We start from the raw sequence: 26,676 nt of genomic DNA on the forward strand, positions 1-26,676 counted from the left end.
ACCCTCATCAGGCCCCCTGCCCAGCCACCCGCCCATCTCCTCACCCAGCCCCCCACCCCCACCGACCCCCACGCCGCCATCGCCGCCGCGGTCGAAAGCGGGCGGCACGGGGAGGCCGAGGCTCTGGCCGCTCACCATGAGCAGGTTGCGCTGCGTGCGCACGGGCCCGCGTCCGAGGAGGCGCTGCACTGGATCGAGGTGCGGGCCGATCTGGCGATGCTGGCGGGGGACCCGGTGCGCAGTTGCCGTACCTGGCTGACGGTCGCCTCGGCGCGGCTCTCCGCCGGGCACGCCCCGGACGCGCCCGCGGTGGAGGCCGCGGTGGACCGGGCTCACCACCAGTGGGCGCAGATCGAGGACGCCGCCCAGGCACGTGAGCTCGGCCCCGTGCTCGCGGAGCTACGGGGCCGGGTGCCCGGACGGCGGCGGGGCGCTCTGGAGAACGTCCTCCAGCAGTTGCAGCAGCTACAGACCCAGAGCTGATCCCGCGCGCCTCTCATCACCTGGTGAAGGTGAAGTACTTCCAGGCTCCGTACGTCGTCGCGTTGACGTTGTCGCCCGACGTCGTGTCGATGTAGGAGGAGCGGATCCGGAAGCGGACGCCCGTGGGCGGGGTGTCGTCCAGCTGGACGGAGTCCTTGCCGTAGCGGTCCAGCGCGAAGTACTCGGAGGCCGTCGTGTGCCAGGCCCCGCTGGAGAACTGCTGGATCTGGAACTGGTACTTGCGGCCCGGGTACATCGTCATCGTCGTGTTGTGGATCGGGTCCGTGGACTGGCGGAAGTAGTAGTACTTCGCGTTCCAGGCCGTGGCCGTCTTGTAGTAGCCGCTCAGCGAGGTCGAGATCGCCACCTTCGTGTAGACGGTGTTGGTCGTCGTCTTCGCCGCGTACCGCGTGTCACCCGTGAACTTCGCGCTGATCTTGGTGTCGCGGGTCAGCCGGACGCTCGCCGTGAGGTTGCCCGCCGAGTCGACCGTGCCCTTCTTGACCAGCGTGTTGGGCTTGTCCGAGCCGTACGGGTCGGCCCAGATCTCCACCGTGCGGTTCTTGTACGTCGTGCCGAGGTGCGCGGTGAAGGCGACGGTGCTGTTGTAGCCGTAGACCTTGAGGTTGTTGTTCAGCGTCAGCGTGGTCGCCGTCTTCGTGACCGTCAGCGCGTGCGAGGCGGTGGCGGGCGCGTGGTCCGCGTCACCGGCGTAGGTCACCGTGTACGTCACCTTGCCGCCGGCCGGCGGGGTGTCGGTGAAGGAGTACGAGCCGTCCGCGGCGACGGTCGCGGTGCCGAGGGCCTTGCCGCTCGGGGACTCGTCGTCGGTGCGGGAGACCGAGACCGTGGTGCCCGCCGGGAACGCCGCCGAGGAGGCCAGCGTGCCGGTGACCGTGAGGGGCTTGGCGCGGGTCGCCGTGGTGGGGGCGGTCGCCGTGAGGGTGGTGGCCGCCTTCGTCGGGGCGTCGAAGATCCGCAGCGAGTAGGCGTCGTTGTTGTTCAGCGACACCGCGAACAGCTTGCTCTCGTCCGGCGCCCAGGCCAGGCCCCGCGCGGCGAGGGTGTCGGCGCCGCTGCTGGTACCGGTGTTGGGGAAGTCGTACTGCTTCACCGGCGTCGACCCGCCCTGCTTGAAGACGTGCACGTCCGGGTCGTACCAGGAGCTGGTGCCCGCCGCGACGTCGCCGTTCGGGGCGATGTCCACCGCGTTCGGGTAGGTGTTGGTGACGTACTTGCCGTCCGCCGAGAGGTCGGAGAGCTTGTAGACCGCCTGGTAGTACGGGGCGCCGCTGGCGGTGATCACGTCCTTGCCGTCCGGCGTGACCGCGAGGTCGGCGAGGTTGCCGCCGCCCGTGTTGCCCGGGTCGAAGGCGTACGCCGAGCGGCTCGCGCTGCCCGAGGAGACGTCGAACACGGCAAGGACGACCGGGCTCTGGCCCGGCGCGCCCGCGACCAGCGTGCCCGGCGCGCCGGCGGAGGCGTCCAGGATCGGGGCGTCGTAGAAGGTGCGGTTCGTGTCCTGGCCCAGGGCGAGCGCCGGGTCGGTGCCGGCCGGGTCGAGCGAGCCGATGTTGCCGTCGCCGCCGGAGCCGTAGCTGAACCAGAGCTTGCCGCCGGTGAGAGCCACGTACTTGGGACCGGCCGTGCCCGTCGGGTAGCGGTGGGCCTCCGTCGCGGTGGCCGTGTCGATGGCGACGACCGCGGCGGCGTCCGCCACCGCCGCGTACAGCGTGCCCGAGTCGGGCGACAGCTCCAGGCCGCGCACGCCGGGCAGGGAGCCGACGGTGCCGACGAGCTTGCCCGCGTAGTCGGTGACGACGACCTGGCCCGCGGTCGGGTCGCTGATGAAGACCCGCTGGTGGACGCCGTCGACGACCATGTCGCCGGCCGACTTGAGGGACACGGCCGTGCTGGAGTCGGCGGCCGCCGACCCGGCGCCGGTCGCGACCAGGGCGACCGAGCTGAAGAGGACCGCGAGTGCCGTCGCGGTGGCCGGAAGAGTGCGTCTGCGCACGGTTTTTCGAACCCCCCGGAACGAAAAAGACGTAAGGGCGGACGCGCCAGGAGCAATGGGCTGGGCGCGCGTACCGCCGTGAGTGATCGAAGGCTAGGTCATGGCGCCGACAGCCGGGTGAAGCGGGGCGTAAGAGACGGGTGAGAACGAGAGGAAGCCCCCGGCGGGACAGGGGGGAGTGTCCCCGCCGGGGGCTGGTCTCTGCCGGTCCGTGCGTCAGAACGCGGGGACCTCGCCGGGCCGGGCCTTGTTGATGTTGCTGACCAGGTTGTTGGTCAGCGGGAAGTTGGCCCTGCCCCACTGGGAGTTCCACAGGGCGTCGCGCGGCGCCTGGGGCATCTGCTCCATGGTGACCAGGGCCGGGGTGTCCCACTTGTTGCCCGGGCCCCAGGCCTCCGTGTCCTCGCCCCACTTGGCGAAGCGGAAGGCGTGTGTGCTCGCGCCGTCCTTGTGGTAGACGATCTTGACGTGGTTGCCGTCCATCGGCACCTCGTTGATCGGGTGGGTGCTGAAGCCGCCGTGCCGGGAGGCGGCCAGGTAACGGGGGCGCTCCTCGCCCTGCTTCTGGAAGACCACGACGCACTCCCAGTCGTGGCGGTGCCCGAAGGCGTCGGCGCCGTTGAGCGTCTGGTCCTTCTCGAAGTAGAGCGCGTAGACGTAGGCGCACCAGCCGTTTCTGCACAGGGACTGCGAGTACGTGTTGGCTCTGCCGAGGTGGCCGTCCCGGCACTGGCCGGTGATCGAGCCGCTGTTGTTGAGGCCGCCGTTGAGGTGTCCGCCCGCGTCCACCGCCGCCGCGGGGAAGCAGCCGTCCCCGTCGTAGTCGAACAGCGGCATGTACTTGTTCTGGAAGGTGCTCGCGTTCCACGGCAGCGGGTCCAGGACGGCGGCGTTGGCGCTGGCCGTCAGACCGACGGTCAGGGCGGCGGCGCTGCCCAGGACGAGGGCGGCCCTGGCGAGGCGGGACCGTCGGCGGGGCTTGGCAGTCTGAGACATGTGGGGTGCTCCAGTGGTTCGCTTGGTTCGTCCTGCCGGGATTCCGGCGGGACGAGACCGAGACTGGAGCGCGGGGAGTTGATTGGCGGCATGTTCTGAACAGGGCGATCAATCGTCCTCGGCGTTTCGGGGGGATGTTCCTCGCGGCGTCAACGCCCGTCCCTTTCGCGCTGTTTGCCGTTAACCTTGCGTTTTTCTGCGACCTTGGCGTCACACTCGAACCAGACGGTCTTGCCGGGCCGGCCGGTCAGGGGAACCCACCCCCACCGATCCGTGACGGCCTCGACGATCGCCACTCCGCGCCCGTCCTCGGAGAGTTCGGAGAGTCCGTCCACAGCTGTGGACAACGGCGGGCACGGTCTCGCGTCGGTGACCTCGACACGCAGCGCCCGCCCCTCCGTCCGTCGGAGGATCAGCACCGTGGCACGCCGGTCGGGACAGTGCCGTACGACGTTGGCGATCAACTCGGTGAGCGCGAGGGACGCCGAGTCGTAGAGGTCGTCCAAGTCCCAGGCGGTGAGGTAGAGGCGGAGGATGCGGCGCAGGTGCCGGGCGGAGTGCTCACCGAGGGTGAAGGCGGTGCCGTACCGGGCGCCAAGTCCTTCCTCGTGAGAGGCAGTTACGCGATTCATGCCATCAGCGTGGAGTCATGTGATTACGCTCGGCTACAGACTGGAATGAACGCCGCGCCGCGTTCTGATTTGGGGGTGACCGCCCATGGCCCGAATCCGCACACTCGACCCCACCGCCTCGCCGCTGGACTACTTCGGCAGCGAGCTCCGCCGGTACCGGGAAGCTGCGGGGATGTCCCAGCAGGAGCTGGGCGACTGCATCTTCTGCACCGGTTCCCTGGTGGGCCAGATCGAGACCGCCCACAAGGTGCCGACCAGGGAGTTCGCGGAACGGGCGGATGCGGCGCTGATGACGGACGGGTGTTTTTCGCGACTCGTCGGGCTGGTGTTGCGGAGCCAACTGCCGACGTGGTTTCAGCCGTACGCGGAGATGGAAGCGAAAGCGACGTACATCTCCACGTATCAGTCACAGGTGGTGTATGGGCTTCTGCAGACGCAGGAGTACGCGCGGGCGGTGCTGGGCGCGCCCCAACCGCAGAACCTCGACGAGCTGGTCGCGGCTCGCATGGAACGGCAGCGCATCGTACGGAAGGAGAAGCCGCCGCTGGTGTGGGTGGTGCTGGACGAGGCGGTGCTGTACCGGCCCATGGGCGGCCGGGAGGTGATGCGAAACCAACTCGCGCACCTGTTGAGCTTCCGGGACCAACGGCGCCTGAAGATCCAGGTGCTGCCGTTCTCGGCGGGGGAACACCCGGGCCTGACGGGCACCTTCAACCTCCTGCGCTTCGACGACGACCCGGACGTCGTCTACACCGAGGACTTCATCCAGGGACACATGACGGCCAATCCGGACAGTGTCAGCGAGGGCTGGCTCCATTACGATCAACTGCGAGCTGCCGCGCTCTCGGTACGGGACTCGGCAGAGCTGATCGCCCACGTGATGGAGGAGCGCTATGGAGACCAGCCAGCAGCTGAGGAGCGCGACGTGGCGTAAGTCCAGCTACAGCGGCAGCAGTGGCGGCGACTGCGTCGAGGTCGCCCCCCTCACCCCCCACATCGCCGTCCGCGACTCCAAGAACCCCGAGGCCGGCACCCTCACCCTCTCGCTGGAGGCGTACGTCGCCTTCGTGGGCCACGTCCGCGCGGGGCGCTGACCTGCGCGACGCCGGAAGCCGCCGGCGGACGGGGGGTGTCCACCGGCGGCTGTGTGCCCCTCGGGGGGATGAGGGTCACGGATCCAAGACTGGCAGCCGGAGAGTTGATCGGCAGCCCGTTCGATCAGGGCAATCAATCACGGGCGGCCCTTGACCGTGTACAGGACGCGGGCGTAGTCCGCCAGGGTGGCGAGCGTGAAGCCCACGAGGTTGTTCCACTGGTCGATCGTCCAGACGCGCGTCGGCTCGTTGGTGTTCGGGTCGGCGATCTGCGGGTTGCCCGCCGCCCTCGCCGCGCCCAGCCACCTGTTGAAGCGCTCGCTGAGGGTGCCCCAGTCGTTCTCCTGTCCGGCGACCTGCCACGGGATGTACACCGGGTCGTGGTCGGCGCGCTCCTCGTTCGCAAAGCTCAGCCTGGTGGCGACACCCCTGAAGCGGGCCGCTTCCGAGATGAACTGGGTCATCATCAGGACCGCGCGGGCCTGGTTCCGTATCTCGGTCTGCGCCTGGTTGCCGCCGTCATGGTCCGTGGGCTGCCGGGCGTTGTAGAGGTTCCAGGCCGCGGTGTTCAAAGCGTCCCGGCTGAAGCCGATCTCATAGCGTGAGGCGCCGGCCACGCGTTCCAGACTGGGGTAGTCCGCCCTGAAGTTCGTGGGCCGGCTCCCCTCCGGCGCCCCCGACGCCGCCTCGCTGTCCACCCGGTTGTAGACGGCGTCGCTCGACCACCAGCCCACCAGGTAGAGGTCCGAACGGCGCAGACGGATACGGACGAAGTCCTCGCTCCCCCACATCTGCACGTCCACGTCGAAGAACTCCGTGGTGTCCGAGGTGTGATCGACCGTGTTGTAGCTGCCCGGGACCCCGTTGTCGGCGGCGTTGATCTGGCGGTGGATCTGGTTGATGAAGTCCGTGTACTGCGAGCTCTTCATTTCCCCGATCTTGAAGCGGGGGACGCGGTCCTGGGCCGAGGCGGTCGAGAGCCCGCCGAGCGGGCCGACCAGGGTGGCGACGACCGCCAGCACGAAAGTGGTCACGATCGAGGCGATCGTGCGCTTGCCGAAGCGGGGGAGTCCGGATCCGCGCGTCGGCGCGGCCTCGGCCTGCTCGTGTGCTTCCCGTTCGGGGAGCGTCATCTCGTCGGTGGGGGGCATGCGCTGTCCTCCGGGTGTTCGAAGTGCCGGGATCCGGCCTTGCCCCACCGACGCTCGCAACCGGAACGTTGATTGCCACGTCCCTTTTGTCAGGACAATCAATTCCGCCGCCGAAAGGGGATTGACGGACGTCACATGCCGCATCGCCCGCACGTCACCTGTGGGCAACCTGGGCGTCACCCGCCGGCTTGTACGTTCGTCGCGCTCGATGTCCCTTTCGCCAGCCGTACGGAGGTATGCGCATGGGGCGCCCGGAAAGACCGCTGGACCCGACGGCCGGTCCCGTGCCGCGGCTCGCGCATGAGCTGCGGGAGCTGCGCAGGACCGCGGGGAGCCCCTCGTACCGGAAGATGGCCGAGACGGCGGGCTTCTCCGCGACAACGCTGTCCCAGGCCGCCGCGGGCGAACGGCTGCCGTCCCTCGCCGTCGTCCAGGGCTATGTACGGGCCTGTGGCGGCGACCCGGACGAGTGGGAGCCGCGGTGGAAGGACGCCGAGGCGGAGGTGGCGGGGGAGGTCCGCGAGGATGACGAGGACGCGGCGCCGCCCTACCGGGGCCTCGCCCGGTTCGAGCCGGCCGACCAGGGGCTGTTCTTCGGCCGGGACCGCCTGACGGAGGACCTGCTGCAGTTGGTGTGCGAGCACCGGTTCGCCGCGGTGTTCGGCGCTTCCGGCAGCGGAAAGTCCTCGCTGCTGCGGGCCGGACTGATACCCCGGCTCCAGGAGGAGATCGCGGACCGGGGGCGTCCGGCGGTGCTGCGGGTGCTCACGCCCGGCGACCGGCCCGCCACCAGGTACGGCCATCTGCTGACCCCGGCGGAGGACGAGCCGGAGAGCTGGGTGGTGGTGGACCAGTTCGAGGAGGTCTTCACCCTGTGCCGGGACCGGGCCGAGCGGGCCCGGTTCATCGACCTGCTGCTCACCGCCCGGGACCCGGACAGCCGGCTGCGGGTGCTCATCGCCGTACGAGCCGACTTCTACCCCCGCTGCGGCGAGCACCGCGGCCTGGCGGACACGCTGTGCGGCGCCGGACTGCTGGTCGGTCCGATGACCGCGGACGAGCTGCGCGAGGCGGTCGTCAAGCCGGCGCAGGAGGTCGGGCTCCTGGTGGAGCGGGAGCTGACCGCGCGGATCGTGGAGGAGGTCCTCGACGAGCCCGGCGGGCTGCCGATGCTCTCGCACGCCCTGCTGGAGACCTGGCGGCGACGCAAGGGCCGGGTGCTCACCCTGGCCGCGTACGAGGCGGCCGGCGGGGTGCGCGGCGCCATCGCGGCGAGCGCCGAGGAGGCGTGCGGGCAGCTGACCGGGGAGCAGGCGGACGCCGCCCGGCGGCTGCTGCTGCGGATGGTCGAGCCCGGCCAGGGCACCCCCGACACCCGCCGCCCGCTGACCCGGGCCGAGCGCGAGGAGTGGGCGTGCCCCCACGTGCCCGTGGTGGTGGAGCGGCTGGCCCGCGCCCGGCTGCTGACCGTCGACGAGGACTCCGTCCAGCTCGCCCACGAGGCGCTGATCACCAGCTGGCCGCGGCTGCGCGGCTGGATCGAGGAGGACCGGGAGCGGCTGCGCCACCACCGGCGGCTGACCGAGGCCGCCCGCGTCTGGCTGGAGCACGACCGCGACCCCGGCGCTCTGTACCGGGGCACCCGCCTGGACCGGGTGGCGGAGCTGTTCCCCGATCACGAGGTCGACCGCTCCCTGACCGTGCCGGAACGCGAGTTCCTCACCGCCGCGCTGGCCGCCCGCGAGGCGGAACGCCGGGCCGCCGCCCGCTCCACTCGCCGGGCACGGGCGGGGGTGGGCGTACTGGCGGCGGTCCTCGTGGTGGCGCTGGTCGCCGGTCTCGCCGCGTGGACGCAGGGCCGGGACAACGAGCGCCGCCGCATCGACGACGCGGCCCGCCGTATCGCCGCCGTCGCGGAGGGCCTGCGCACGACCGACCCGCGCACCGCGCAGTTGCTGGGCGTCGCCGCCTGGCGGGTGTCCGAGCTGCCGGAGACCCGGCGGGCGCTGCTGGGCTCGCTCGGCCAGCAGGAACTGGACGCCTTCAGCGACCGGTCACCGGGCGACGGTCCCTTCCGCCGTCTGACGGACTCCGGTCGCACCCTGCTCAGCGTCGAGGGGCGCAGCTGGCGGACCTGGGACGTGGCACGGCACCGGAAGATCTCCGAGGGGCGGCTGCCGGAGGCCGGCACCGCGGTCGGGGCGAGCCCGGACGGGCGGCTGCTGGCGATCTACGGGCGCGGCCGGGGCGACGGGGTGCGGCTGTGGGACACGGCCGCCGGGCGATGGGTCGGTGACCGGCTGCCGGCGTCGTCCGTCGTGGACTTCGGCAGGAGCACGTACGCCGTGCGCGGTGTGGACGAGTTCCGGGCGGGGGTGCACTCGGCCGCCGACGGCAAGCTGTTGTTCGAGGCGGAGGACACCACGGCGCCGAGCGAGGACGGCCGGCTGATCGCGGTCTGCCCCCTCGGGGAAGGTGGCGCGCCGCAGGTGCGGGACCTCACGGACCGGCGCACCGTGCACGGGCGCTGGGAACGCGCGGGCGACATCTGCGGCCAGGAGCGCCTGCAACTGGTGCTCGGCGGTGGTGGACGGTGGCTCGCCGCGGTGCTGCCGAGCGGCGTGCGGGTCTGGGACGTCCGGTCGGGGGAACGGCTGCCCGACCTCCCCGACACCGGAGTGAGGTACGCCGCCTTCAGCGAGGAGGGGAGGTTCCTGGCGATCGCCGACGGGGAGGAAATCAGGCTGTGGCGGCTGGGCGACGGCTCCACGGTGTTCCGGCACTCCCTCAACAACCAGCACCTCGGCGGTCTGGCCTGGGACCCCACCCGCCCGGTACTGCGCTATCTGGAGGCCGGCACGGTCCACACCCTGGACGTCGCGACGGCCGTGACGTCCGCCTGGCAGGACCGGCCGGCGGACAAGGTGCTGATCAGCCCGGACGGCCGCACTCTCGCCACCGCGCGACGCACCGGCGACACCTACCGCTTCGAGCTGCGCGACACGCTCCCCCACTCTCGACTTCGCTCGAGCGGGGGGACCCCCATCGGACGACTGCTCAGGACACTGCCGCTCACGCCGCCCAGCGTGTCGCGCGATCCCTCCCGGCCGGTACTCCCGGAGTACACCCTCCCCCAGCTGGCCTTCACCCCCGACGGCAAGGCGCTCGCGTACGGCGTCACGGCGCCCGGTCACGAGGCGTCCCCGCAGCGCCTCACGATCTGGGACGTCACCAAGGGCCGGGCCCGCACGACACTGGACCTGGCGGAGAAGAACTCGGCCGGGGCGGTGATCACGATCGCCCTCGGCCCGGACGCCCGCACGCTCCACCTCACCCGCACAACGGATACCGGCGAGCTGACCAACGAGACCTGGGACATCGCCCGCCACCGCCGGACGGCCGTCCTCACCGGCCTGTCCAGCAGTCACCTGGCCGTCCGCCCCGACGGCGGGCTCCTGGCCGGCGACAACCGGACGGTGAGCCTGCCGGGCGGCAAGGCCACCGGACGCGACCTGGTCCAGGGCGACGAGATCGGCGCCGTCGCCTTCGCCCCGGACGGTTCGCGGCTCGCGGCGGGGGACCAGACGGGCCGGGTGGCGCTGTGGGACGCAGCGGTCCGGCAGCGGGAGGGCACCATGCCGAACGTCTTCCCCCCGCTCCCGGCGGCAGTGACCGACGCCCCGGACAGTGGCCCCGACCCGGTCAGCGACGACACCTCCGAGGCCGTCAGCGCCCTCGCCATCAGCCCCGACGGCCGCACGCTGGCGGTGGGCGGCGAGGCCGGAAGCCTGCAGCTGTGGGACATCGCCACCCAGCAGCCGCTCGGCGGCCCGCTGACCACGCCGGGCGAGGCGATCGACACGGTGGCGTTCGACGCGGACAGCGGCACGGTGTTCGCGGGCAGCGCGCACGTGCCTCTCCAGCGCTACACGATCGACCCGGACCAGGCGGTCCGATCGGTGTGTGCGCGGGCGGGAGGGCGCGAGCTGACCCGGGCGCAGTGGCGGACGTACGTGCGTGACGTGCCGTACCGCAAGGTGTGCGGCGACTGATGCGTCCGGCATTGCCGTGCTCGATATGCGGCTCCGCCGCGGGAGCCTGGGCAGACGCAATTGATTGACCTGATGGAACTGCTGGCCGAACAACTCCCGGGCCCTCGACGATCGACCTGTCGCTGCCCCGGTTCCGAACTCCCCCCCTCGGCCGGGGCGGCGGCCCGACCCGACGAGCGGGTCGAGGTATCGGACAGGAGATCCCCCCACATGAAGATCCTGAAGAACGGCCGTCGCCGGACGGCGATGCTGACGTCGGCGCTCGCCCTCGTGCTGATCCCCTTCTCCGCAGGCACGGCCAGCGCCAACACCACCCCCGGCTGGGGCGACGACATGCCCGACGTGATCTGGGACTGCAACAACGGCAACGCCGATTCGTGCCAGTACCACGAGCAGAGCGCGGAGACCGAACTCGGCAAGCGGCGTCAGGTCTCCAACGTGATCAGCAACTGCGCCAGCAACCGGGACCTGACCCTCACCCGTACCGACACCAACACCACGAGCACCGAGTACGCCTTCCAGCAGGAGACGTCCGTGGAGGTGTCCTCCGGCTTCAGCAACACGTTCGAGGCCGGGATGAAGGCCAGCGATACGCAGTCGGAGACCTGGAAGGTGGGCGAGGCCCACACCAAGACCGAGACCCACACCACGACCGTCCCGGCCGGCCAGCGGGGCGCCTGGTGGTTCGCGCCGTACGTCCGCCACTCCCAGGGCTACCTGGAGGTCCACTACGGCGAGCGCAAGCACGGCCACTACATCTGGTACTACCCCGGCAACGGCGGCCTTCCGGGCATCGACATCAAAACCCCGGTCTTCCTCCCGACCGGCGAGCTGAAGGGCAACTTCTACTGGGCGACCTGGAACTGCTGACCCCTGCGGGGTTCTAGGGCGCGGTCGGCACCGCGTGTTCCATCTGTACGGCACCCCTGACCTGGTACGCGGACCCCGGTTCCGCCGCCCTCGCCGGTCCGGCGTTCGCTGCCAGGATCAGCGTCAGCACGGCGACCACGGCGGCCGCGAAGCCTCGGGTGTATCGCTCAGTGGTGCTGGTGCGTTCCTGCACGGCGACCTCGCAACAGCTGTAGGTTAAGCGCGTTTAATACGCCGTTTAACCTAGGGTCGCCGGACCCCAACGGCAAGAGGCACAGGGCGAGTTGGGGGCATTGAGCGATGTCGGACCGTGACGACCCGGGGACCATCGGGCGAAGAGTGCAGCAGCTGCGCGCCGACCGAGGGATGACGCAGCGGCAGTTGGCGGAGCCGACGTACACCCCCGCGTACATCTCCACCCTCGAGGCAGGCCGCGTACGCGCCTCCGACGACGCGTTACGGTACATCGCCGAGCGGCTCGGCATCGCCTTCGAGGAGCTCGCCACCGGACGCCCCGCGCACCTCGTCACGGACCTGCGGCTGAGACTGACCGAGGCCCAGCGCACCCTCGCCACCGGCGACGCCGACACCGCGGCCGAGCAGTACGCCGCGCTGCTCGCGGAGGCCGAGGCCCACGGGTTCGTCGAGGAGCAGGCCGTCGCGCTGCTCGGGCTCGGCGAGTGCGGCCTCGACACCGGCGAACTGACCGAGGCCCGGCGCCACTTCGAGCGGGCCGAACGGGTGCTCGCCGAGGCCGACGCCCCGCTGCCCGCCCGGGTCCCGGCCCTGCGCGGCCGCGCCGTCTCCCACTACCTCGCGGGCGAACTCCGTTACGCCGTCTACCTGTTGGAGTCCACGCTCGACGAGCTGAACCGCGGCGGCCTGCACGACCCCGACGCCCTGCTCCTGCTCTACGCCGGCGTCATCGGCCCCTACATGGACATGGGCGCCCACGCCCGCGCCGCCCAGGCCGCCGAGTACGCCCTCGCCCTCGCGCCGAAGGCCGCGGACCCGGCCCTGGTCGCCCGTATGCACCGCTCCGTCGCCCGCACCCTCCTCGCCGAGGGCCGCGTCGCCGAGGCCGACGCCTCGCTCGCCAAGGCCGCCGAGCTGTACCGGCAGCTCCAGATCCGTACCGAACTCGCCAACTGCCACTGGATGCGCGGCTACGTCCACGCCCAGAACGGCGACCTGGAGCGCGCCGAGGCCGAACTGCGCGAGGCCCGCACCATGCTCACCGCCAGGCGCGCCGCCCTCTACACCAGCCAGGTCGCCGTCGAACTCGCCGACGTACTGCACCGGCGCGGCCGATCCGACGAGGCCGCCGCCCTCCTCCACGAGGTCCTCAGCGACCTCAGCCCCGAGCGCGGCGCCCTGCACTCCGCCGCCGCCCACCGCCTCCTCGGCATCATCGCCGAGGACGCCCACGACACCGAGACCGCCGAGGAGCACTACGTCCGTGCCCTGAGCCTCCTGGAACGGGCGGGCGCGGCGGGCGACCTCGCCGACCTGTGCCGCCTGCTGGGTGACCTGCTCCGCCGCACGGGCAGAGTGGAGGCCGCCCTGGACGCGTACCGCACGGGCCTCGGCCACCGCACGGCCCCTGGCACCACGACCCTGGGCCCGGCCCCCGCACAGCCACCTCTGTAAGGAAGCCAAGCCTGTGCACAGGCCCCACCGGTTGGCTTCGCGGAGCGCTTTCGAACGGGAGCGCTTTCGAACAGGAGCGTTCCCGAACGGTTGGGGACAGGCACGGTGGAGAACCAGCGGACCGTGGTCGACGGGCTGCGGTTCGGCGTACGCGCGCTCGTGTACGCCGTGCTCGGTGGCGCCGCGATCGTCGCCATCGCCACGGTCGCCTCGATCCTCGGCCCGACACTCCACGATCGCCGTGAAGACGGTCCACCAGGCGGCGAGGGGCGGCCTCCGCGCCTTCACCGCCGGCCTCCAGCACGACTTCCTGCACGCGGGCGGCTTCCTTGTCCTCGGTGCGGCGGCCGCGGCGACCTTCAGCATCGTGGTGCCGCGCTCGGTCCTGGACCTCTTCACCGGCTCGCCCTGGCCGTCGGTGCCGCTCCTGGCGCTGCTGGCGGTCGTCCTGTGCGTGTGCAGTGAGGCGGACGCGTTCGTGGCCGCCTCACTGAGCGGCTTCTCGCCGACCGCGCGGCTGGCGTTCATGGTGGTCGGCCCGATGGTGGACCTGAAGCTGATCGCCCTCCAGGCGGGCACCTTCGGACGTTCCTTCGCCCTGCGCTTCTCGTCCGTGACCTGGGTCGTGGCCGTGGCGAGCAGCGTGCTGGTGGGGTGGTGGCTGCTGTGAGGCGGTACGGGCCGGCGGTGCTGCTGCTCCTGACGGGCGCGGCGGTCCTGCGGATCTCCCTGTTCAGCGAGCTGTACCTGCGGTATGTGCAGCGTGATCACGACCACGACCACGACCACAGCCACGGCAACAGCCACAGCCACAGCCACAGCCCCAAGATCGCCTGGCTCCTCACCCGACGTTCGCTCGCGGGCCGCACGCTCCGGCTGACCGGCTTCGTCACCAGCGACGGCGACGGCCACCCGCCTCCTGGCCTCCTGCTGCGCCGCCGACGCCACCACCGGCAAGGTCGAGATCCGGGACACGGACGCGCCACCCGTCGACGCCTGGGTCACCGTCACCGGCACCTGGCACCCCGAGGGCAAGCTCGGCACGGACGAGGCCTGGCCGCCCGTCCTGGACGCCGCGTCGGTACGGCGGATCGCGCAGCCGACGAACCCGTACGAGACGCGGTGACGCTCGTTGCTCGCGTCGGAGCCGCATATGGACACAGCCCCGCGCGCCCCTGACTGGGCGCGGTAGTCCGCGGGGTTTTGTGGCGCGGGCTACGGGTAGTCGGGCGTCGTCCGGGGTGAGCGGTGGAGGTGGGCGCCGAGCCCCTTGGACCAAGCAGGCCGCGCTCGAAATGAGGAGGCTGCCGTGCGCCCCAAGGACGAGCATCGTGGAGAGCGAGGCTGGGAGCGCGCGGGTGCCGCGGACGCGATCGCCGAGGGTGTACGCGGCGTGGGGCCCGGTGATATCCCGGCGCGGCTGTGCGACGTCGCCGTACAGCTGCTGCCCGTGACCGGCGCGAGCGTGTCGCTGCACACTGACGGCATGCCGGTCCAGATCGGGGCGAGCAGTGCGCAGGCCGCGTACGTGACCGAGATCCAGGCCACTCTGGGTGACGGTCCCTGCCAGTCCGCCGCGGAGAGCGGAGCGCCGGTGCTGGCCTGCGATCTGACGGAAGGGCGGGACGTGCTGCGCTGGCCGGTCTTCGCCCAGCAGGCCACGGCCGCCGGGGTGCGGGCGGTGTACTCGATGCCGCTCGGCAACGAGACCGTGTGCGTGGGAACGCTCGACCTCTACTGCGACAGCCCCGGCGACCTCACCGACCGCGAACTGCGGACGGCGCGAGTGATGGCCGGGATGGTGACCCTGGCGCTGATGGCGCTGCCACGCGCGGAAGGGGCGGGCGGCCCGGAGGACGAACGCTGGCTGAGCGGCCTCACCACCGACCACGACCAGATCTACCAGGCCGCCGGCATGATCATGGCCCAGCTGGGCATCGGCACGGACGAGGCCCTGGCCCGCCTGCGCGGCCACGCCTTCGCACACGGGCGTACGGCACTGGACGTGGCCGGGGACGTCGTGGCCCATCGGTTGCGGTTCGACCGGGACTAGGCCCCGCGCACCGGGCCCGCCTAGGATCCTTGCCCATGGAAAAGGTGGACAACAGCTCCTTGCGTGACGACGATCCTCGGCTGGCGGAGGTCGTGGCGCTTGTCCGGGCGGGGAAGAAGATCCGGGCGATCAAGCTCTACCGGCAGATCACCGGGGCGAACTTCCAGGACGCCTCGGACGCGATCGATCGCATGGCATAGAGGCTCCGGGTCGGTTAGAGGCTCCGGCTCGGTCAGATGTCCACCCTCCCCCGCTTCCTGACCTCCGTCAGCCGGCGGGCGCCCAGTTCGACGGCCGTCCACGTGGCGTCGGACGGTACGTCGCCGAGGCCGCCGTTGGTGAGGGTGATCGCGTCGTCGCCGACGCGCACGGCTGCGACGTGCAGCGTGAGCGTGGGAGCGTCGTCGTATTCGGACACGGCGGTGAGGACGATCCGCAGCCCCACGCGCGCGTCCCCGACCTCCGGCATCTCGGCCTCACTCACCTCGACGGCCATCTGCCCGCCGGCCGCCGTCGCCGTGAACTCCCCGCACTTGCCCGGCAGGCTCCCGAGCCACGCCAGCGTCCGGTCCAGGTCGTCGGGCCGATGGGCCACGACCTGGTAGCGCAGCTGGGCCCCGCCCCACGTGTCGTCCAGACCGACCGACGCGCGCGTACGGGCGTCCGGGCCGAAGAGTTCCTCCGCGTACAGCGCATCGAGCAGCCGCCCGCAGTCCGCCGACTCGGAGCTCGCCTTGAGCATGGACTCCCGCCAGGTGGCGAAGCCCTCGGTGGGCACCCAGGGTTCGCCGAGGTCCGCCTCACCGATGAGGGCGGCACGGGCCTGGGCCTCGGTGAGCGTGGGGGCGGCGGCGGGGGTGGGCGGCGCGCTGGTGGTGGCCGCGGAGGTCACCGCGTCGGGAAGGCCCTTGATCGCCTTGTCCAGCCCGCCGAGGGAGCACGCGGACGCGGACAGCAGCGTGGCCGCCGAGAGGGTCGAGGCGATGACGGTGCGGGCCGGGGGACGGGGCATCGCAAGCCTCCTGTGCCGGGGTCGGGGGTGCGCCCAAGATCGGGTACGTGTTCTTAAGGCACCACCACGGCGGTACGACCACCAGTGCGCCGGTCCGTCCGGGTGACGACGGAATCCCACGCGGCCGATCGGGTGCCGTCGTCGTCCGTCGTCGTCAGTCGTCGTCCGTCGGCTCGGTCGGCTCGATGCGCGTCGTGGCGATGTGGTTCGTGAAAATCGATCGCGCCGCCGCCGGCCCACCGCTACCGTCGCCCCATGCAGCGCGCCAACCCGTCTCTCACGACGACGCCGGACCCCGTCCCGGCGCCCTGAAAGCTGAGCGAATCCGAAGCCCCGGGGCGAGTGCCCCGGGGCTTCGGCGTGTGGGCGTTCGCTTCCGGCTCTACACAAGGAGCCCACCGTGCAGGAATCCCCCGTCCACGACCACCGCCGCCTCGGCCGCGAACTCGACCTCTTCGACACCGACCCCCTGATGGGCGCGGGCCTGCCGTACTGGCTGCCCGACGGGGCCGTCGTCCGGCACGTACTGGAGGAGTACATCCGCGAGGTGGAACGCGAGGCCGGGTACCGGCACGTGTACTCACCCGTGCTCGGCAAACGGGAGTTGTACGAGATCTCCGGGCACTGGTCCCACTACAGCGACGACATGTTCCCGCCGATGGAGCTGGGCGCCGAACAGGTCGTCCTGCGCCCCAGCCTCTGCCCGCACCACGCCCTCATCTACCGCTCCCGATCCCACAGCTACCGCGAACTACCGTTCCGTATGGCCGAGTTGGGCGGCATGTACCGCTCGGAGCTGTCCGGCGTCCTCGGCGGTCTCACCCGGGTCCGGGCCATCCACCTCAACGACGCCCACATCTTCTGCACCCTCGACCAGGCAGTGGAAGAGGCCCGCGCCGCCCTCGGCCTCATCGCCCGCGCCTACGCCGACCTCGGCATCCGAGCGGCCCGGTACCGCCTGTCCTTGCCGGGGGGCGGTGGCAAGTACGTCGCTGACCCGCAGCTGTGGCGCCGGGCCACCGCGTTGCTCAAGGACGTCCTGGACGGGGTCGAGTACGACGCCGTCGAGGGCGAGGCCGCCTTCTACGGCCCCAAGATCGACGTCCAGATCACCGACCGCGCCGGCCGAGAAGCCACCCTCTCCACCATCCAGATCGACTTCCACCAGCCCGAACGCTTCGACCTGCACTACATCGGCCCCGACGGCGCCAAACACCGCCCGGTCATGGTCCACCGCAGCATCATCGGCAGCGTGGAGCGCGCGGTCGCCCACCTGATCGAGCAGCACGGCGGCGCGTTCCCGGCATGGCTGGCCCCCGTGCAGCTGGTGATCCTCCCGGTCGCCGAGGAGCAGACCGAGCAGGCCGCGAAGCTGCTGCGCCGGGCTCTCGACCAGGGCCTGCGGGCCGAACTCGCAGGGCCGCAGCACGGCACCCTCGGCGCCCGGATCCGCGCCGCACGGCTCGTGCCGTACAAGGCGGTGATCGGGGAGCGGGAAGCGAGGGCGGACGGCGACCTCGCGGCCGTACGACTGAGGGATCGTCGCAGGCTTGGGGTGCTGTCCGGCGGGGAGCTTGTGAACCGTATCGCAGCCCGCGTGGCGGCACGAGGCGCCGAGCTGTGAGATGCCCAGGGGCGCGGGGAACTGCGCGACCAGCCACACACGACCGTCAGACGGCTATGGACCCCAACCCCCACGGCGCCCCGCTCCCCGACCTACGGCGACGCACAACGCCGTAAGGTCGAAGCGGTAGAACCCGCCCTCGAAGAGGAGCCCCACCGTGCCGAACGCCGGCCAGCCCATCCCGGTGATCGTCGACTGCGACACCGGCGTCGACGACGCCCTCGCGCTGCTGTTCGCCGTACGTCACCCGGGGCTGGACCTGCGCGCGGTGACCTGCGTGGCCGGGAACACGGACGTGGACGGCGTCGTACGCAACACCCTGACCGTGCTGGAGCAGGCCGGCGCCCCCGACATCCCCGTCGCCCGGGGCGCCGCACTCCCGCTGATCGAACCCGCGCGCTCGGCGCGGCACGTGCACGGCGACGACGGCATGGGCGACATCGGCCTGCCCGCCCCGACCCGCGCCCCCGCCGACGTGGACGCGGTGACGCTGCTGCGCCGGGAGATCCTGGCGTCCCCGCGCCCGGTGACCCTGATCCCGACCGCGCCCCTCACCAACATCGCCCTGCTGCTGCGTACGCACCCCGAGGTGACCCGCAACATCGAGCGGATCGTCTTCATGGGCGGCGCGGTGGCCTGCGGGAACGCCACGCCGGTCGCGGAGTTCAACGTGTGGCACGACCCGGAGGCGGCCGCGATCCTGCTCACTGCCGGGGTGCCGATCACCATGTACGGCCTGGACGTGTTCCAGCGGGTCGTGGTGCCTGGCGCGGACGTACGGCGCCTGCGCGCGAGCGCGGATCCCGGCGCCCGTCTCGCCGGCGACCTGCTGTCCCACCGCCCGGCCACGCCGGATGTCGGCGCCGACTCCGAGGCCGGCGGCATCGGTGACGCGGGCGCGGTCTGCACGGTCGTGGACCCGGCGGGCATCACCACCCGCCTCCTCCCGGTGGAGGTCTCCCTCGCCCCGGGCCCGACGCGCGGCCAGACGATCGTTGACCGGCGGCCCCGCTTCGGCGAGTCCGAGCTGCACACCGGCACCCGCGACCTGCGATTGGTGGACGTGGCTTTGGACGTGGACGTGGAGCGTTTCGTGAAGCTGTATCTGACGACGGTGGAAAAAGTTGCCAATTAAATTGAATTGGCGAACGAATTTCCCGCACCCCGGGCGTGCAAACGCGATTTCTGGCCAACTGGCCTAAGGCTGTGTTACGTTCTCCTCGCGTCGAACACCCGCTCTGACCAGTGGCGTTGAGGCGTAAGGACCCCGTAATCCGGCACCCGTGGGTTTGGCCTTTATCGGCCGCCTGGGGGGCTTTTTTCGGTGTGTCCGCAGAGAAGTAATCGGGGGAAGAAGTCCGGGGGGACCCTTTTCGGTTTCCACGCCTGTTCAGGTCGCCCGCACGGGCTTCCTCCCCTTGCGATTGAACGCAAGGGAGATTCTACATGACCCGCAATACATTGCGTATGGCGGCGGTTTCCGCCATGGCCGCGGTGACGCTCGGCTCCGGTGCCGCTCTGGCACAGGCCGTGGAGGCCAACCACGTCCGTACGGCGTCGACCGCCGAGGTGAGCCTGTCCGCGGCTCAGGCCCGTACGTTTCTCGCCAACCCGACCGTCAAGGCCGAACTGAGCACGCAGGATGTGCAGTCGGTGCGTGCCGTGGCCGACGGCAAGGCGACCAAGGCCCAGACCCGTGGCGCCGCCAGCAGCGCTGTCAAGGCGCTGTACAACCTGCTGAAGCGGCACGGAGGCAAGCTCTACGACGACGCGGTCAAGGCCGCCAAGGCGGGCTGGGGCAAGTTCCGTGGGTACATGAACGGCCTGCCCTGGTACCACCCCGTCCGGATCGCCTGGATCGCCGCCGGCGGTGAAGTGCAGTACGCGCTGTGGAGCTACATCAACAGCCTGTTCTAGAAGTTGAGGTGGTGTCCGGGCCTCTGCCGGAAACGGCCGAGTCCCGGACACCCGTCCAATAGCGAGGAATAACCCATGGCCTCCACCACCGAAATGTCCTCCGCCCTGAAGAACCTGTGGGCCTCGCCCTTCTGCTTCATCACGGCGGCGTTCATCGCGTTCCACGTGGTCGGGAACAAGGACGCGGGCTGGGCTCTGATGGCCGCCGGGCTCATCGGGCCGCTTGTCGCCCTCGTCTGGGGCGCGGCCCGGCGCGAGCGGCCCGACTCGTTCGTGATCGTTCCGATGGGAGCAATGGTGCTGTTCACCGTGCTCTTCGCCATCAACAAAGGCTTCCCCTGGTCCTGACGTGCCGTCATGGTCAGGTTCAGGCAAGGTCCACGCACGGAGGAATGCGCAGTGCCGAAAGGCGACGTACTGGCCGAAGCACGCGACCTGAGACGCTCGTTCGGCAGCAGAACGGTCCTCGACGACGTGTCGCTGACACTGCGCTCCGGCGAGGTCACGGGCTTCGTGGGCGCCAACGGCGCGGGCAAGACCACCACCATCCGCCTGATGCTGGGCCTCGCCCACGGCGAGGGCACCACCCACTTCCTCGGCCGTCCGCTGCCCGCCTGGGGCTCCCCGGCCACGGTCGTGGGCGCCGTCCTCGGCGGCATCGCCGGCCACCCCAAGCACCGGGTGCGAGCCCATCTGCGGATGGTGGCCGCCGGGTGCGGAGCGTCGGACCGGCGCGTCGAGGACATGCTGGAACTGGTGGGCCTCACACAGGCCGCTCAGCTGCGACTGTCCCAGCTCTCCCTGGGCATGGCCCAGCGCGTGGGCATCGCGCAGGCACTGCTCGGCGATCCGCCGGTGCTCATCCTCGACGAGCCCGCGAACGGCCTCGACCCGCACGCGATCCGCTGGCTGCGGGACTTCCTGCGGGAGCAGGCCGCGCAGGGCAGGGCCGTCATGGTCTCCAGCCACCTGCTGGGCGAGATGGAACAGCTCGCGGACCGTGTGGTCGTGCTGTCGCGTGGCCGTGTCGTGGCCGCCTCGCCGATCGCGGAGCTGCTGTCCCGGGCGGGCAGCCGGAGCGTGGTGACCGTGCAGTCGCCGGACCTGCCGAAGCTCACGCGTCTGGTGGAGGAGCACGGCGGGCGGCTGAGCCCGGCGGGCGGGCCGAGCGCGCACGTCACCGGGCTGGACCGGATCCGGGTCGCCACCCTCGCGGCCGACGGCGGCGTGCCGCTGCACTGGCTGTCCGAGGACATGCCGTCGCTCGAGGACTTCTATCTGTCCATCGCGGAAGAGGAGTTCAGGATCTCGTGACCGCTGACGTGACACACACCCCGCGGACGGTTCCGGCAGGTGAGGCGTTGCGCAACGCGTGCCGGTACGAGTGGCGGCATCTCACCGCGCTGCGTTCCACCTGGGTGCTGCTCTCCGTGGTGGCCGTGCTGAGCCTGCTCACCGGCCCGGGGATGCTGTTCGACCTGGACAGGGACCGGCCCATGAGCGCGGCGGCGATGGGCGACCTGCTGGCCTGGGCGCCGATGACGACCCAGGTCCCCATGCTGTGCTTCCTCGTGCTGATCCTCGGCACGGGACCGGTCTCCACCGACCTGGTGCGGGGCGCGGCCCGCACGACATGGCTCGCCGTCAACGGCCCGCGGACCGCGTACGCGGCGAAGAGCGTGGTCGGGTTCCTGGTGGGTGCCGGGGTGGCGGCGACGAGTGCGCTGGTCGGCGGGGTGTCGGCGGCCGTCGTCCTCGCCGTGTCGGGCGCACCGCAGCCGGCGTGGGGTGCGGTTGGGGTGCCGATGCTGCGGTTCGTGCTCTGGATGGGCTGCTGGGCGCTGGTGTGCATGGCGCTCGTGGCGCTGATGCGGAGCAGGACCGTGCCGGTGGTGGTGCTGTGCCTGTGGCCCGTTCTGGGCGAGCGGCTGGCCGGACTGCTGCTGGGGTACGTCCCCGGGCTGGACGGGGTGGGCGACTGGCTGCCGTTCTCGGTCGGCCGCGCGATGCTCACCGACGTGTCGGCGTTCGCGGGCGACGAGCGAACGTTCGTAGAGGCGATGGTCGGGTCGGATCTGTCGACCCCGGTGGCCCTGTTGGTCTACCTGCTCTACACGGCGGCGCTGACGGCGGCGGGCTACTGGGCGTACGTGCGCCGGGAGGCCCCGACCGGTTGAGGTCCTGACCGGCTGGGGGCGATTACGGGGAGCGGAAAGGGCCCGGGGATACACCCCGGGCCCTTTCACATGCGGTCGATCAGGACGTCCCGTCGATCAGGAACGCGTCGCAGCGCGCCGCCGCTTCGACGCCACCAAGAACGCCGCGCCGCCCGCCACCAGCACCACCGCGCCGACGGCGATCGGGCCGGTCGCGCTGCTGCCGCCGGTCTGGGCGAGGTCGCCGTCACCGCCGTTGGGGGAGGGCGCCGGGGCCGACGTCGAGTCGGAGGGCTCCGGGGTCGGGGTCTCGGTGGACGGCGTCTCGGAGGCCGGCGGCGTCGTCTCCTCCGCCGGGGTCGACGGTTCCTCGGACGCGGGCTGCGAGGGCTCGGCCGGCGGCGTGGCCGGCGGCTCCTCGGTGGCCGGCGGCTCGGTCGTGCAGTCCTTCGTGCCGCCGTTCCAGGCCGCGATCAGCTTGTCCTTGATGACCGGGCGGTCCGGGCCCTTGGGCAGGTCGCCGTGCTCGAAGCCGTCGTTCGCCTCGAACTTGCCGTCGAACTTCACCGCGCCCCGGTACAGGTCGATCTGCGCGAAGCAGCCCGCGTCCGGGACGGCGATGTCGAGCGTGTCGGTCTGGCCGGGCTTGACCGTGACCGTGTCGAAGTCCACGAAGACCTGCTCGCCGGAGGTGGCGAACGTCGGCCCGTGGGCGAGGTAGGAGGCGAGCGAGGCGGTGCAGGTGGTGGCGTCGGCGGCGGCGCGGACCGAGACGTGGACCTTGCCGTCGCCGGTGACCTTCAGGCTCTGGTCGTCGACCTTGACCGAGTCGTAGAAGTTCGTGCCGTCGAGCGAGAACTGGCAGCGGTCGGTGGCGGTTTCCGTGCCGGCGCCCGTGCCGGGCTTGTAGGTGCCGCCGCTCTTCCAGCCGTCACCGCCGGGCGTGCCGTGGGCCCAGGCGCCGGAGGCGGAGGCGACGGTGGCCGCGCAGAGCGCGAGCGACGCGGCGCCCGACCCCAGCAGGCGTCGCGCGATGACACGTCTCGGTATGGACATGCGTATCCCGTTCTTGGCGTGTGCATGGGTGGGGGGAGGAAGACACCCCCGATGGTCGAAGAAACGCTGGGCCCATCGGTCACCTGCGCCACAGCGTGAGCACATCGTCGGGGCGACCGCAGAACGCTGTCAACCTGCGGGAACGCAAGGGTAGTTCAAATCGCAATCACGATTCCGTCACGCGGGGAATGATCCGATCCGCTCTTCGCGGTGTTCGCTTTCCCGGCCAAGTGGACAGAGTTCTCACTGTCGCCCGTACGCACCCACGAGGAGACCGCGTGTCCGTCCGTACCACCACGCCCGACCCGGCCCCCGACCTCTCCTCCAGCAACCCCGACTGGTGGCGCCAGGCAGTCATCTACCAGGTCTACCCCCGCAGCTTCGCCGACGGTGACGGCGACGGGCTGGGTGATCTCAAAGGCGTCACACAGCGGCTGAACCACCTCGTCGGCCTCGGCGTCGACGCCCTGTGGCTCAGCCCCTTCTACCCCTCCGAACTGGCCGACGGCGGCTACGACGTCGCCGACTACCGCGACGTCGACCCCCGCCTCGGCACCCTCGACGACTTCGACGTCCTGGCCGCCGAGGCCCACCGCCTCGGCCTGAAGGTGATCGTCGACCTGGTCCCCAACCACACCTCCCACCAGCACGTCTGGTTCCAGGAGGCGCTGCGGGCCGCCCCCGGCTCACCGGCCCGTGACCGCTACGTCTTCCGCGACGGCCGCGGCCCGCACGGCGAACTCCCGCCCACCGACTGGCAGTCCGTCTTCGGCGGCAGCGCCTGGCGCCGGGTCCCCGACGGCCAGTGGTACCTGCACCTCTTCACCCCCCAACAACCGGACCTGAACTGGGAGAACGAGGAGGTCCGCGCCGACTTCCGCACCACCCTGCGGTTCTGGTCCGACCGCGGCGTCGACGGCTTCCGCGTCGACGTGGCCCACGCGCTCGCCAAGGACCTGAGCGAGCCGCTGCGCGACCTCGGCGCGCCGGAGCTCAGCCACGAGGAGGCGCTCGTCCGGTTCGCGCCCGGCACCCATCCCTTCTACGACCGCGACGAGGTCCACGAGATCTACCGCGACTGGCGCAAGATCTTCGACGCCTACCGTCCGCCCCGCATGGCGGTCGCCGAGGCCTGGGTGAACCCGAGCGCCCGCCGGGCCCTGTACGCCCGCCCGGACGAACTGGGCCAGGCCTTCAACTTCGAGTACCTGCAAGGCGGTTGGGGCGCCGAGGGGCTGAGGCAGATCATCACGGACTCCCTCGCCACGGCCCGCGCGGCGGGCGCCTCCGCCACCTGGGTCCTGTCCAACCACGACGTCGTACGCCACACCTCCCGCCTGATGCTCCCGCCCGGCACCGACGACAACGCCTGGCTGCTGTCCGGCGGCCACGCACCGGCCGTCGACGAGGCGGTAGGCCTGCGCCGCGCCCGCGCCGCGACCCTCCTCATGCTGGCGCTGCCCGGTTCGTCGTACGTCTACCAGGGCGAGGAACTCGGCCTGCCCGAGGTCGCCGACCTGCCCTTCGAGGTCCTCCAGGACCCCATCTGGGAACAGACGGGACGCGTCCGCAAGGGCCGCGACGGCTGCCGGGTGCCGCTGCCGTGGACGACGACGGGGCCGTCGTACGGCTTCGGCGCGGGCGGGTCCTGGCTGCCGCAGCCGGAGCGCTTCGCGGAGTACGCCGTCGAGGCCCAGGACGGTGTGGAGGGCTCGACCCTGGAGCTCTACCGCAGGGCCCTTCGCCTGCGCCGCAAGCTGCTGGAGGGAGAGGAACTGCAGTGGGCGGACGGCGCCCCGGCCGGGGTGCTGGACTTCACCCGGCACGACGGCTGGCGGTGCCTGGCCAATCTCTCCGGTACGGCGGTGGAGTTGCCGGAGGGCGTGGTGCTGATCGCGAGCGCGCCGCTGGAGGGAGGTCGGTTGGGGCCGGACACGACGGTCTGGCTGGCGTAGGGCAGGTGCACGGCCATCCGGTACGCCGAGGGCCCGCCCCCTGGGGAGGGGACGGGCCGGGGCGTCGTACGGCGGCTCAGCCCTCCGCGCCCTTGCGGAAGGTCGAGCGGGCCCACAGGAAGCCGACCAGGCCGAGGCCGGCGCACCAGGCGAGGGCGATCCAGGCGTCGTCACCGATCTGCGTGCCCAGCAGCAGGCCGCGCAGGGTCTCGTTGATCGGCGAGAAGGGCTGGTACTCGGCGAACCAGCGCAGGCCCGTCGGCATCGAATCGGGGGTGACGAAGGCGCTGCTGAGGAAGGGCAGGTAGATCAGCGGCATCGGGGCGTTGCTCGCGGACTCGACGGTCTTGGAGCGCAGGCCCATCGCGGCGGACAGCCAGCTCAGGCCGAAGGCCAGGAAGAGCAGCAGGCCGAGGGCGGCGGCCCACTCGACGGCCGTGGCGTCGGGGCGGAAGCCGATCGCGTAGGCCACCCCGGTCACCAGGGCGAGGATGCACAGGATCTGGACCATGTTGCCCAGCACATGCCCGGTGAGCACCGAACTGCGCGAGATCGCCATCGTGCGGAAGCGGTTGATGATGCCCTCGGTCATGTCGGTGCACACGGTCACCGCGACCGTGATCGTGCCGGAGGTCACCGCCATCACGATGATGCCGGGGACGAGGTAGTTGATGTAGGCGTCGCGGTCACCGACGCCGATTCCCTCGCCGATCGCGCCGCCGAAGACGTACACGAACAGCAGCAGCATCAGGACGGGCAGCATGACGATCTGGACCGTCATGGACGGATAGCGCTGCATGTGCTTGAGGCTGCGGCGCAGCATCGTCATCGAGTCGCGGAAGGCGTAGGAGCGGGTGGGGGTGGCGGCGGGGGCGGGGGCGGGGGCGGTGGTCATCGGGGTCTCCTGATCAGGTGTCGGGCTCAGAGGGACGGGATCGGCTGCGACTGCTCCGTCAGGGCCAGGAACACGTCGTCCAGGTCGGGCGTGTGCACGGTGAGCGACTCGGCCTGGACGTCTGCCGCGTCCAGCAGGTCGAGGACCGCGCGGACCGTGGCGGGGGTGCCGTCGCCCGGAACCTGCAGGGCGAGGTTCTCGGGGTCGCGCTGGGCGACCTCGAACACCGCGGCGGCGGCGTCCAGTTGGCGCTCGTCGGTGAACCGGACGCGGATGTGGCTGCCGGGGATGCGGCGCTTGAGCTCCTCGGCGGTGCCCTCGGCGACCAGCCGGCCGCCGTTCAGCACGGCGATGCGGCCGGCGAGTTGGTCGGCCTCCTCCAGGTACTGCGTAGTGAGGAAGATCGTGATGCCCCGGTCCTCGACCAGGCCGCGGATCAGCGCCCACAGCATGCGGCGGCTGCGCGGGTCGAGGCCGGTGGTCGGCTCGTCGAGGAAGATGATCCGCGGGTCCCCGACCAGCGTCATCGCCAGGTCGAGCTTGCGGCGCATACCCCCGGAGAAGGTGGCGGCGGTCTTCTTCGCCTCCGCCGTCAGATCGAAGCGCTCCAGCAGGTCGGCGGCCCGGCGGCGGCCCTCGCCGCGGCTGAGGTGGTGCAGGTCCGCCATCAGCAGCAGGTTCTCCTCGGCGGTCAGCAGTCCGTCGACCGCGGCGAACTGGCCGGTGACGCCGATCGACCGACGTACGTCGTCGGCCTGGCGGGTGACGTCGTAGCCGCCTACGCGGGCCTCGCCGCTGTCGGCGCGGATCAGCGTGGACAGGATCTGGACGGTCGTGGTCTTGCCCGCGCCGTTGGGGCCGAGCAGGGCGAAGACCGACGCCTCGGGGATGCGCAGATCGATGCCGTCGAGCACCAGCTTCTCCCCGTACGACTTGCGCAGGCCCTCTGCGTGGATGGCGGTCATGACTCTCCCCGGTCTTCTGGAACGGCAGCTTGAACGGTGTGCAACTCGATGACTTGAACACCGTAAAACCAGACTTGCACAGTGTGCAAGTCCTTTGG

Annotated in this window: 24 protein-coding genes and 2 pseudogenes; 17 read left to right on the forward strand and 9 right to left on the reverse strand. The window is 71.2% G+C overall.

Annotation, left to right across the window (positions count from 1 at the left end; genetic code table 11):
- Positions 1-483, forward strand: a pseudogene (locus IF78_RS0108810) (hypothetical protein); the annotation flags it as partial.
- A 16-nt stretch (positions 484-499) separates the two neighbouring features.
- On the opposite strand, the gene IF78_RS0108815 reads toward IF78_RS0108810, so the two are convergent.
- The 3 genes from IF78_RS0108815 to IF78_RS0108825 form a co-directional block, all read right to left on the reverse strand.
- Positions 500-2,500, reverse strand: coding sequence for an Ig-like domain-containing protein (locus tag IF78_RS0108815; RefSeq protein ID WP_031483161.1), 2,001 nt, complete (start codon positions 2,498-2,500; stop codon positions 500-502).
- A 216-nt stretch (positions 2,501-2,716) separates the two neighbouring features.
- On the reverse strand, positions 2,717-3,496 hold the full coding sequence (locus tag IF78_RS0108820) for an NPP1 family protein (RefSeq protein WP_031483159.1): 780 nt from the start codon (positions 3,494-3,496) through the stop codon (positions 2,717-2,719).
- 149 nt (positions 3,497-3,645) lie between these two features.
- Positions 3,646-4,128 (reverse strand): ATP-binding protein, encoded by a 483-nt coding sequence (locus tag IF78_RS0108825; protein ID WP_051827599.1) that lies wholly within the window; start codon positions 4,126-4,128, stop codon positions 3,646-3,648.
- A gap of 85 nt (positions 4,129-4,213) precedes the next feature.
- On the opposite strand from IF78_RS0108825, the gene IF78_RS0108830 reads away from it, so the two are divergent.
- A complete protein-coding gene (locus tag IF78_RS0108830) occupies positions 4,214-5,062 on the forward strand; it encodes a helix-turn-helix domain-containing protein (protein WP_031483156.1) in 849 nt (282 codons plus the stop codon).
- The gene (locus IF78_RS45850; protein WP_031483154.1) at positions 5,022-5,222 is read left to right on the forward strand and encodes a DUF397 domain-containing protein; all 201 of its coding nucleotides are present in this window, start codon (positions 5,022-5,024) and stop codon (positions 5,220-5,222) included. Before IF78_RS0108830 ends, IF78_RS45850 begins: the two co-directional genes overlap by 41 nt.
- Before the next feature lie 137 nt (positions 5,223-5,359).
- On the opposite strand, the gene IF78_RS0108835 is transcribed toward IF78_RS45850, so the two are convergent.
- Positions 5,360-6,373, reverse strand: a complete 1,014-nt coding sequence (locus tag IF78_RS0108835) for a ribosome-inactivating family protein (RefSeq protein WP_031483152.1) — start codon at positions 6,371-6,373, stop codon at positions 5,360-5,362.
- A gap of 242 nt (positions 6,374-6,615) precedes the next feature.
- Here IF78_RS0108835 and IF78_RS0108840 point away from each other — a divergent pair, with 242 nt between their 5' ends.
- Together IF78_RS0108840 and IF78_RS44905 are read left to right on the forward strand one after the other, a co-directional pair.
- On the forward strand, positions 6,616-10,425 hold the full coding sequence (locus tag IF78_RS0108840; protein WP_031483150.1) for an nSTAND1 domain-containing NTPase: 3,810 nt from the start codon (positions 6,616-6,618) through the stop codon (positions 10,423-10,425).
- A gap of 210 nt (positions 10,426-10,635) precedes the next feature.
- Positions 10,636-11,295, forward strand: a complete 660-nt coding sequence (locus tag IF78_RS44905) for a hypothetical protein (protein WP_051827600.1) — start codon at positions 10,636-10,638, stop codon at positions 11,293-11,295.
- A 13-nt stretch (positions 11,296-11,308) separates the two neighbouring features.
- On the opposite strand, the gene IF78_RS0108850 is transcribed toward IF78_RS44905, so the two are convergent.
- The gene (locus tag IF78_RS0108850) at positions 11,309-11,488 is read right to left on the reverse strand and encodes a hypothetical protein (protein WP_031483146.1); all 180 of its coding nucleotides are present in this window, start codon (positions 11,486-11,488) and stop codon (positions 11,309-11,311) included.
- Between the two features lie 107 nt (positions 11,489-11,595).
- Between IF78_RS0108850 and IF78_RS0108855 the strand changes: the two genes are divergently transcribed.
- The 5 genes and pseudogenes from IF78_RS0108855 (at position 11,596) to IF78_RS48315 (ending at position 15,198) form a co-directional block, all read left to right on the forward strand.
- Positions 11,596-12,945 (forward strand): helix-turn-helix transcriptional regulator, encoded by a 1,350-nt coding sequence (locus tag IF78_RS0108855; RefSeq protein WP_031483144.1) that lies wholly within the window; start codon positions 11,596-11,598, stop codon positions 12,943-12,945.
- Positions 12,946-13,219: 274 nt separating this feature from the next.
- A pseudogene (locus IF78_RS0108860) lies at positions 13,220-13,615 on the forward strand (permease); the annotation flags it as partial.
- Entirely contained in the window at positions 13,603-14,124 is a 522-nt protein-coding gene (locus IF78_RS50815; RefSeq protein ID WP_425314604.1) for a hypothetical protein, read from the forward strand. The pseudogene IF78_RS0108860 and the gene IF78_RS50815, both read left to right, overlap by 13 nt.
- 130 nt (positions 14,125-14,254) lie before the next feature.
- Positions 14,255-14,998 (forward strand): GAF and ANTAR domain-containing protein, encoded by a 744-nt coding sequence (locus tag IF78_RS0108865; protein WP_031483140.1) that lies wholly within the window; start codon positions 14,255-14,257, stop codon positions 14,996-14,998.
- A 35-nt stretch (positions 14,999-15,033) separates the two neighbouring features.
- Positions 15,034-15,198, forward strand: coding sequence for a hypothetical protein (locus IF78_RS48315; protein ID WP_158751306.1), 165 nt, complete (start codon positions 15,034-15,036; stop codon positions 15,196-15,198).
- Positions 15,199-15,230: 32 nt separating this feature from the next.
- Here IF78_RS48315 and IF78_RS0108875 read toward each other — a convergent pair whose 3' ends face one another.
- A complete protein-coding gene (locus tag IF78_RS0108875; protein ID WP_031483138.1) occupies positions 15,231-16,010 on the reverse strand; it encodes a hypothetical protein in 780 nt (259 codons plus the stop codon).
- A gap of 400 nt (positions 16,011-16,410) precedes the next feature.
- On the opposite strand from IF78_RS0108875, the gene thrS reads away from it, so the two are divergent.
- The 6 genes from thrS to IF78_RS0108905 all read left to right on the forward strand — a co-directional run bounded on the left by thrS (position 16,411) and on the right by IF78_RS0108905 (position 21,728).
- Positions 16,411-17,634, forward strand: coding sequence for a threonine--tRNA ligase (gene thrS, locus IF78_RS0108880; RefSeq protein ID WP_031483136.1), 1,224 nt, complete (start codon positions 16,411-16,413; stop codon positions 17,632-17,634).
- Positions 17,635-17,791: 157 nt separating this feature from the next.
- Positions 17,792-18,769: a nucleoside hydrolase gene (locus IF78_RS0108885; protein ID WP_031483135.1), complete on the forward strand. Its 978-nt coding sequence runs from the start codon at positions 17,792-17,794 to the stop codon at positions 18,767-18,769.
- 311 nt (positions 18,770-19,080) lie between these two features.
- Positions 19,081-19,551, forward strand: a complete 471-nt coding sequence (locus IF78_RS0108890) for a hypothetical protein (RefSeq protein ID WP_158751308.1) — start codon at positions 19,081-19,083, stop codon at positions 19,549-19,551.
- Between the two features lie 75 nt (positions 19,552-19,626).
- Positions 19,627-19,899: a hypothetical protein gene (locus IF78_RS0108895; protein WP_031483131.1), complete on the forward strand. Its 273-nt coding sequence runs from the start codon at positions 19,627-19,629 to the stop codon at positions 19,897-19,899.
- 51 nt (positions 19,900-19,950) lie between these two features.
- A complete protein-coding gene (locus tag IF78_RS0108900) occupies positions 19,951-20,865 on the forward strand; it encodes an ABC transporter ATP-binding protein (RefSeq protein WP_158751310.1) in 915 nt (304 codons plus the stop codon).
- Positions 20,862-21,728 carry an ABC transporter permease gene (locus tag IF78_RS0108905; protein ID WP_031483126.1) on the forward strand — a complete coding sequence of 289 codons (867 nt, stop codon included), beginning with the start codon at positions 20,862-20,864 and terminating at the stop codon, positions 21,726-21,728. Before IF78_RS0108900 ends, IF78_RS0108905 begins: the two co-directional genes overlap by 4 nt.
- A gap of 96 nt (positions 21,729-21,824) precedes the next feature.
- Here the strand turns inward: IF78_RS0108905 and IF78_RS0108910 are convergent, their stop codons facing one another.
- Positions 21,825-22,763, reverse strand: a complete 939-nt coding sequence (locus IF78_RS0108910; RefSeq protein ID WP_031483124.1) for an LAETG motif-containing sortase-dependent surface protein — start codon at positions 22,761-22,763, stop codon at positions 21,825-21,827.
- A 278-nt stretch (positions 22,764-23,041) separates the two neighbouring features.
- On the opposite strand from IF78_RS0108910, the gene IF78_RS0108915 reads away from it, so the two are divergent.
- Complete coding sequence (locus IF78_RS0108915) at positions 23,042-24,718, forward strand: glycoside hydrolase family 13 protein (RefSeq protein WP_031483122.1); 1,677 nt, start codon at positions 23,042-23,044, stop codon at positions 24,716-24,718.
- A gap of 76 nt (positions 24,719-24,794) precedes the next feature.
- Here IF78_RS0108915 and IF78_RS0108920 read toward each other — a convergent pair whose 3' ends face one another.
- Both IF78_RS0108920 and IF78_RS0108925 read right to left on the reverse strand, forming a co-directional pair.
- Positions 24,795-25,613: an ABC transporter permease gene (locus IF78_RS0108920; RefSeq protein ID WP_037640038.1), complete on the reverse strand. Its 819-nt coding sequence runs from the start codon at positions 25,611-25,613 to the stop codon at positions 24,795-24,797.
- A gap of 26 nt (positions 25,614-25,639) precedes the next feature.
- Complete coding sequence (locus IF78_RS0108925) at positions 25,640-26,578, reverse strand: daunorubicin resistance protein DrrA family ABC transporter ATP-binding protein (protein ID WP_037640041.1); 939 nt, start codon at positions 26,576-26,578, stop codon at positions 25,640-25,642.
- Positions 26,579-26,676: the final 98 nt, after the last annotated feature.

The organism is Streptomyces bicolor, from assembly GCF_000719285.1.
Taxonomy (GTDB): Bacteria; Actinomycetota; Actinomycetes; order Streptomycetales; family Streptomycetaceae; genus Streptomyces; species Streptomyces bicolor.

Excerpts from the sequence above, each read along its gene's own strand:
- IF78_RS0108910 (WP_031483124.1), bottom strand. The coding sequence starts at position 22,763 with ATGTCCATACCGAGACGTGTCATCGCGCGACGCCTGCTGGGGTCGGGC.
- IF78_RS0108820 (WP_031483159.1), bottom strand. The coding sequence starts at position 3,496 with ATGTCTCAGACTGCCAAGCCCCGCCGACGGTCCCGCCTCGCCAGGGCC.
- IF78_RS0108920 (WP_037640038.1), bottom strand. The coding sequence starts at position 25,613 with ATGACCACCGCCCCCGCCCCCGCCCCCGCCGCCACCCCCACCCGCTCC.
- IF78_RS0108835 (WP_031483152.1), bottom strand. The coding sequence starts at position 6,373 with ATGCCCCCCACCGACGAGATGACGCTCCCCGAACGGGAAGCACACGAG.
- IF78_RS0108890 (WP_158751308.1), top strand. The coding sequence starts at position 19,081 with ATGACCCGCAATACATTGCGTATGGCGGCGGTTTCCGCCATGGCCGCG.
- IF78_RS0108825 (WP_051827599.1), bottom strand. The coding sequence starts at position 4,128 with ATGAATCGCGTAACTGCCTCTCACGAGGAAGGACTTGGCGCCCGGTAC.
- IF78_RS0108840 (WP_031483150.1), top strand. The coding sequence starts at position 6,616 with ATGGGGCGCCCGGAAAGACCGCTGGACCCGACGGCCGGTCCCGTGCCG.
- IF78_RS0108895 (WP_031483131.1), top strand. The coding sequence starts at position 19,627 with ATGGCCTCCACCACCGAAATGTCCTCCGCCCTGAAGAACCTGTGGGCC.
- IF78_RS44905 (WP_051827600.1), top strand. The coding sequence starts at position 10,636 with ATGAAGATCCTGAAGAACGGCCGTCGCCGGACGGCGATGCTGACGTCG.
- IF78_RS0108830 (WP_031483156.1), top strand. The coding sequence starts at position 4,214 with ATGGCCCGAATCCGCACACTCGACCCCACCGCCTCGCCGCTGGACTAC.
- IF78_RS0108855 (WP_031483144.1), top strand. The coding sequence starts at position 11,596 with ATGTCGGACCGTGACGACCCGGGGACCATCGGGCGAAGAGTGCAGCAG.
- IF78_RS0108925 (WP_037640041.1), bottom strand. The coding sequence starts at position 26,578 with ATGACCGCCATCCACGCAGAGGGCCTGCGCAAGTCGTACGGGGAGAAG.
- IF78_RS0108875 (WP_031483138.1), bottom strand. The coding sequence starts at position 16,010 with ATGCCCCGTCCCCCGGCCCGCACCGTCATCGCCTCGACCCTCTCGGCG.
- IF78_RS45850 (WP_031483154.1), top strand. The coding sequence starts at position 5,022 with ATGGAGACCAGCCAGCAGCTGAGGAGCGCGACGTGGCGTAAGTCCAGC.
- IF78_RS48315 (WP_158751306.1), top strand. The coding sequence starts at position 15,034 with ATGGAAAAGGTGGACAACAGCTCCTTGCGTGACGACGATCCTCGGCTG.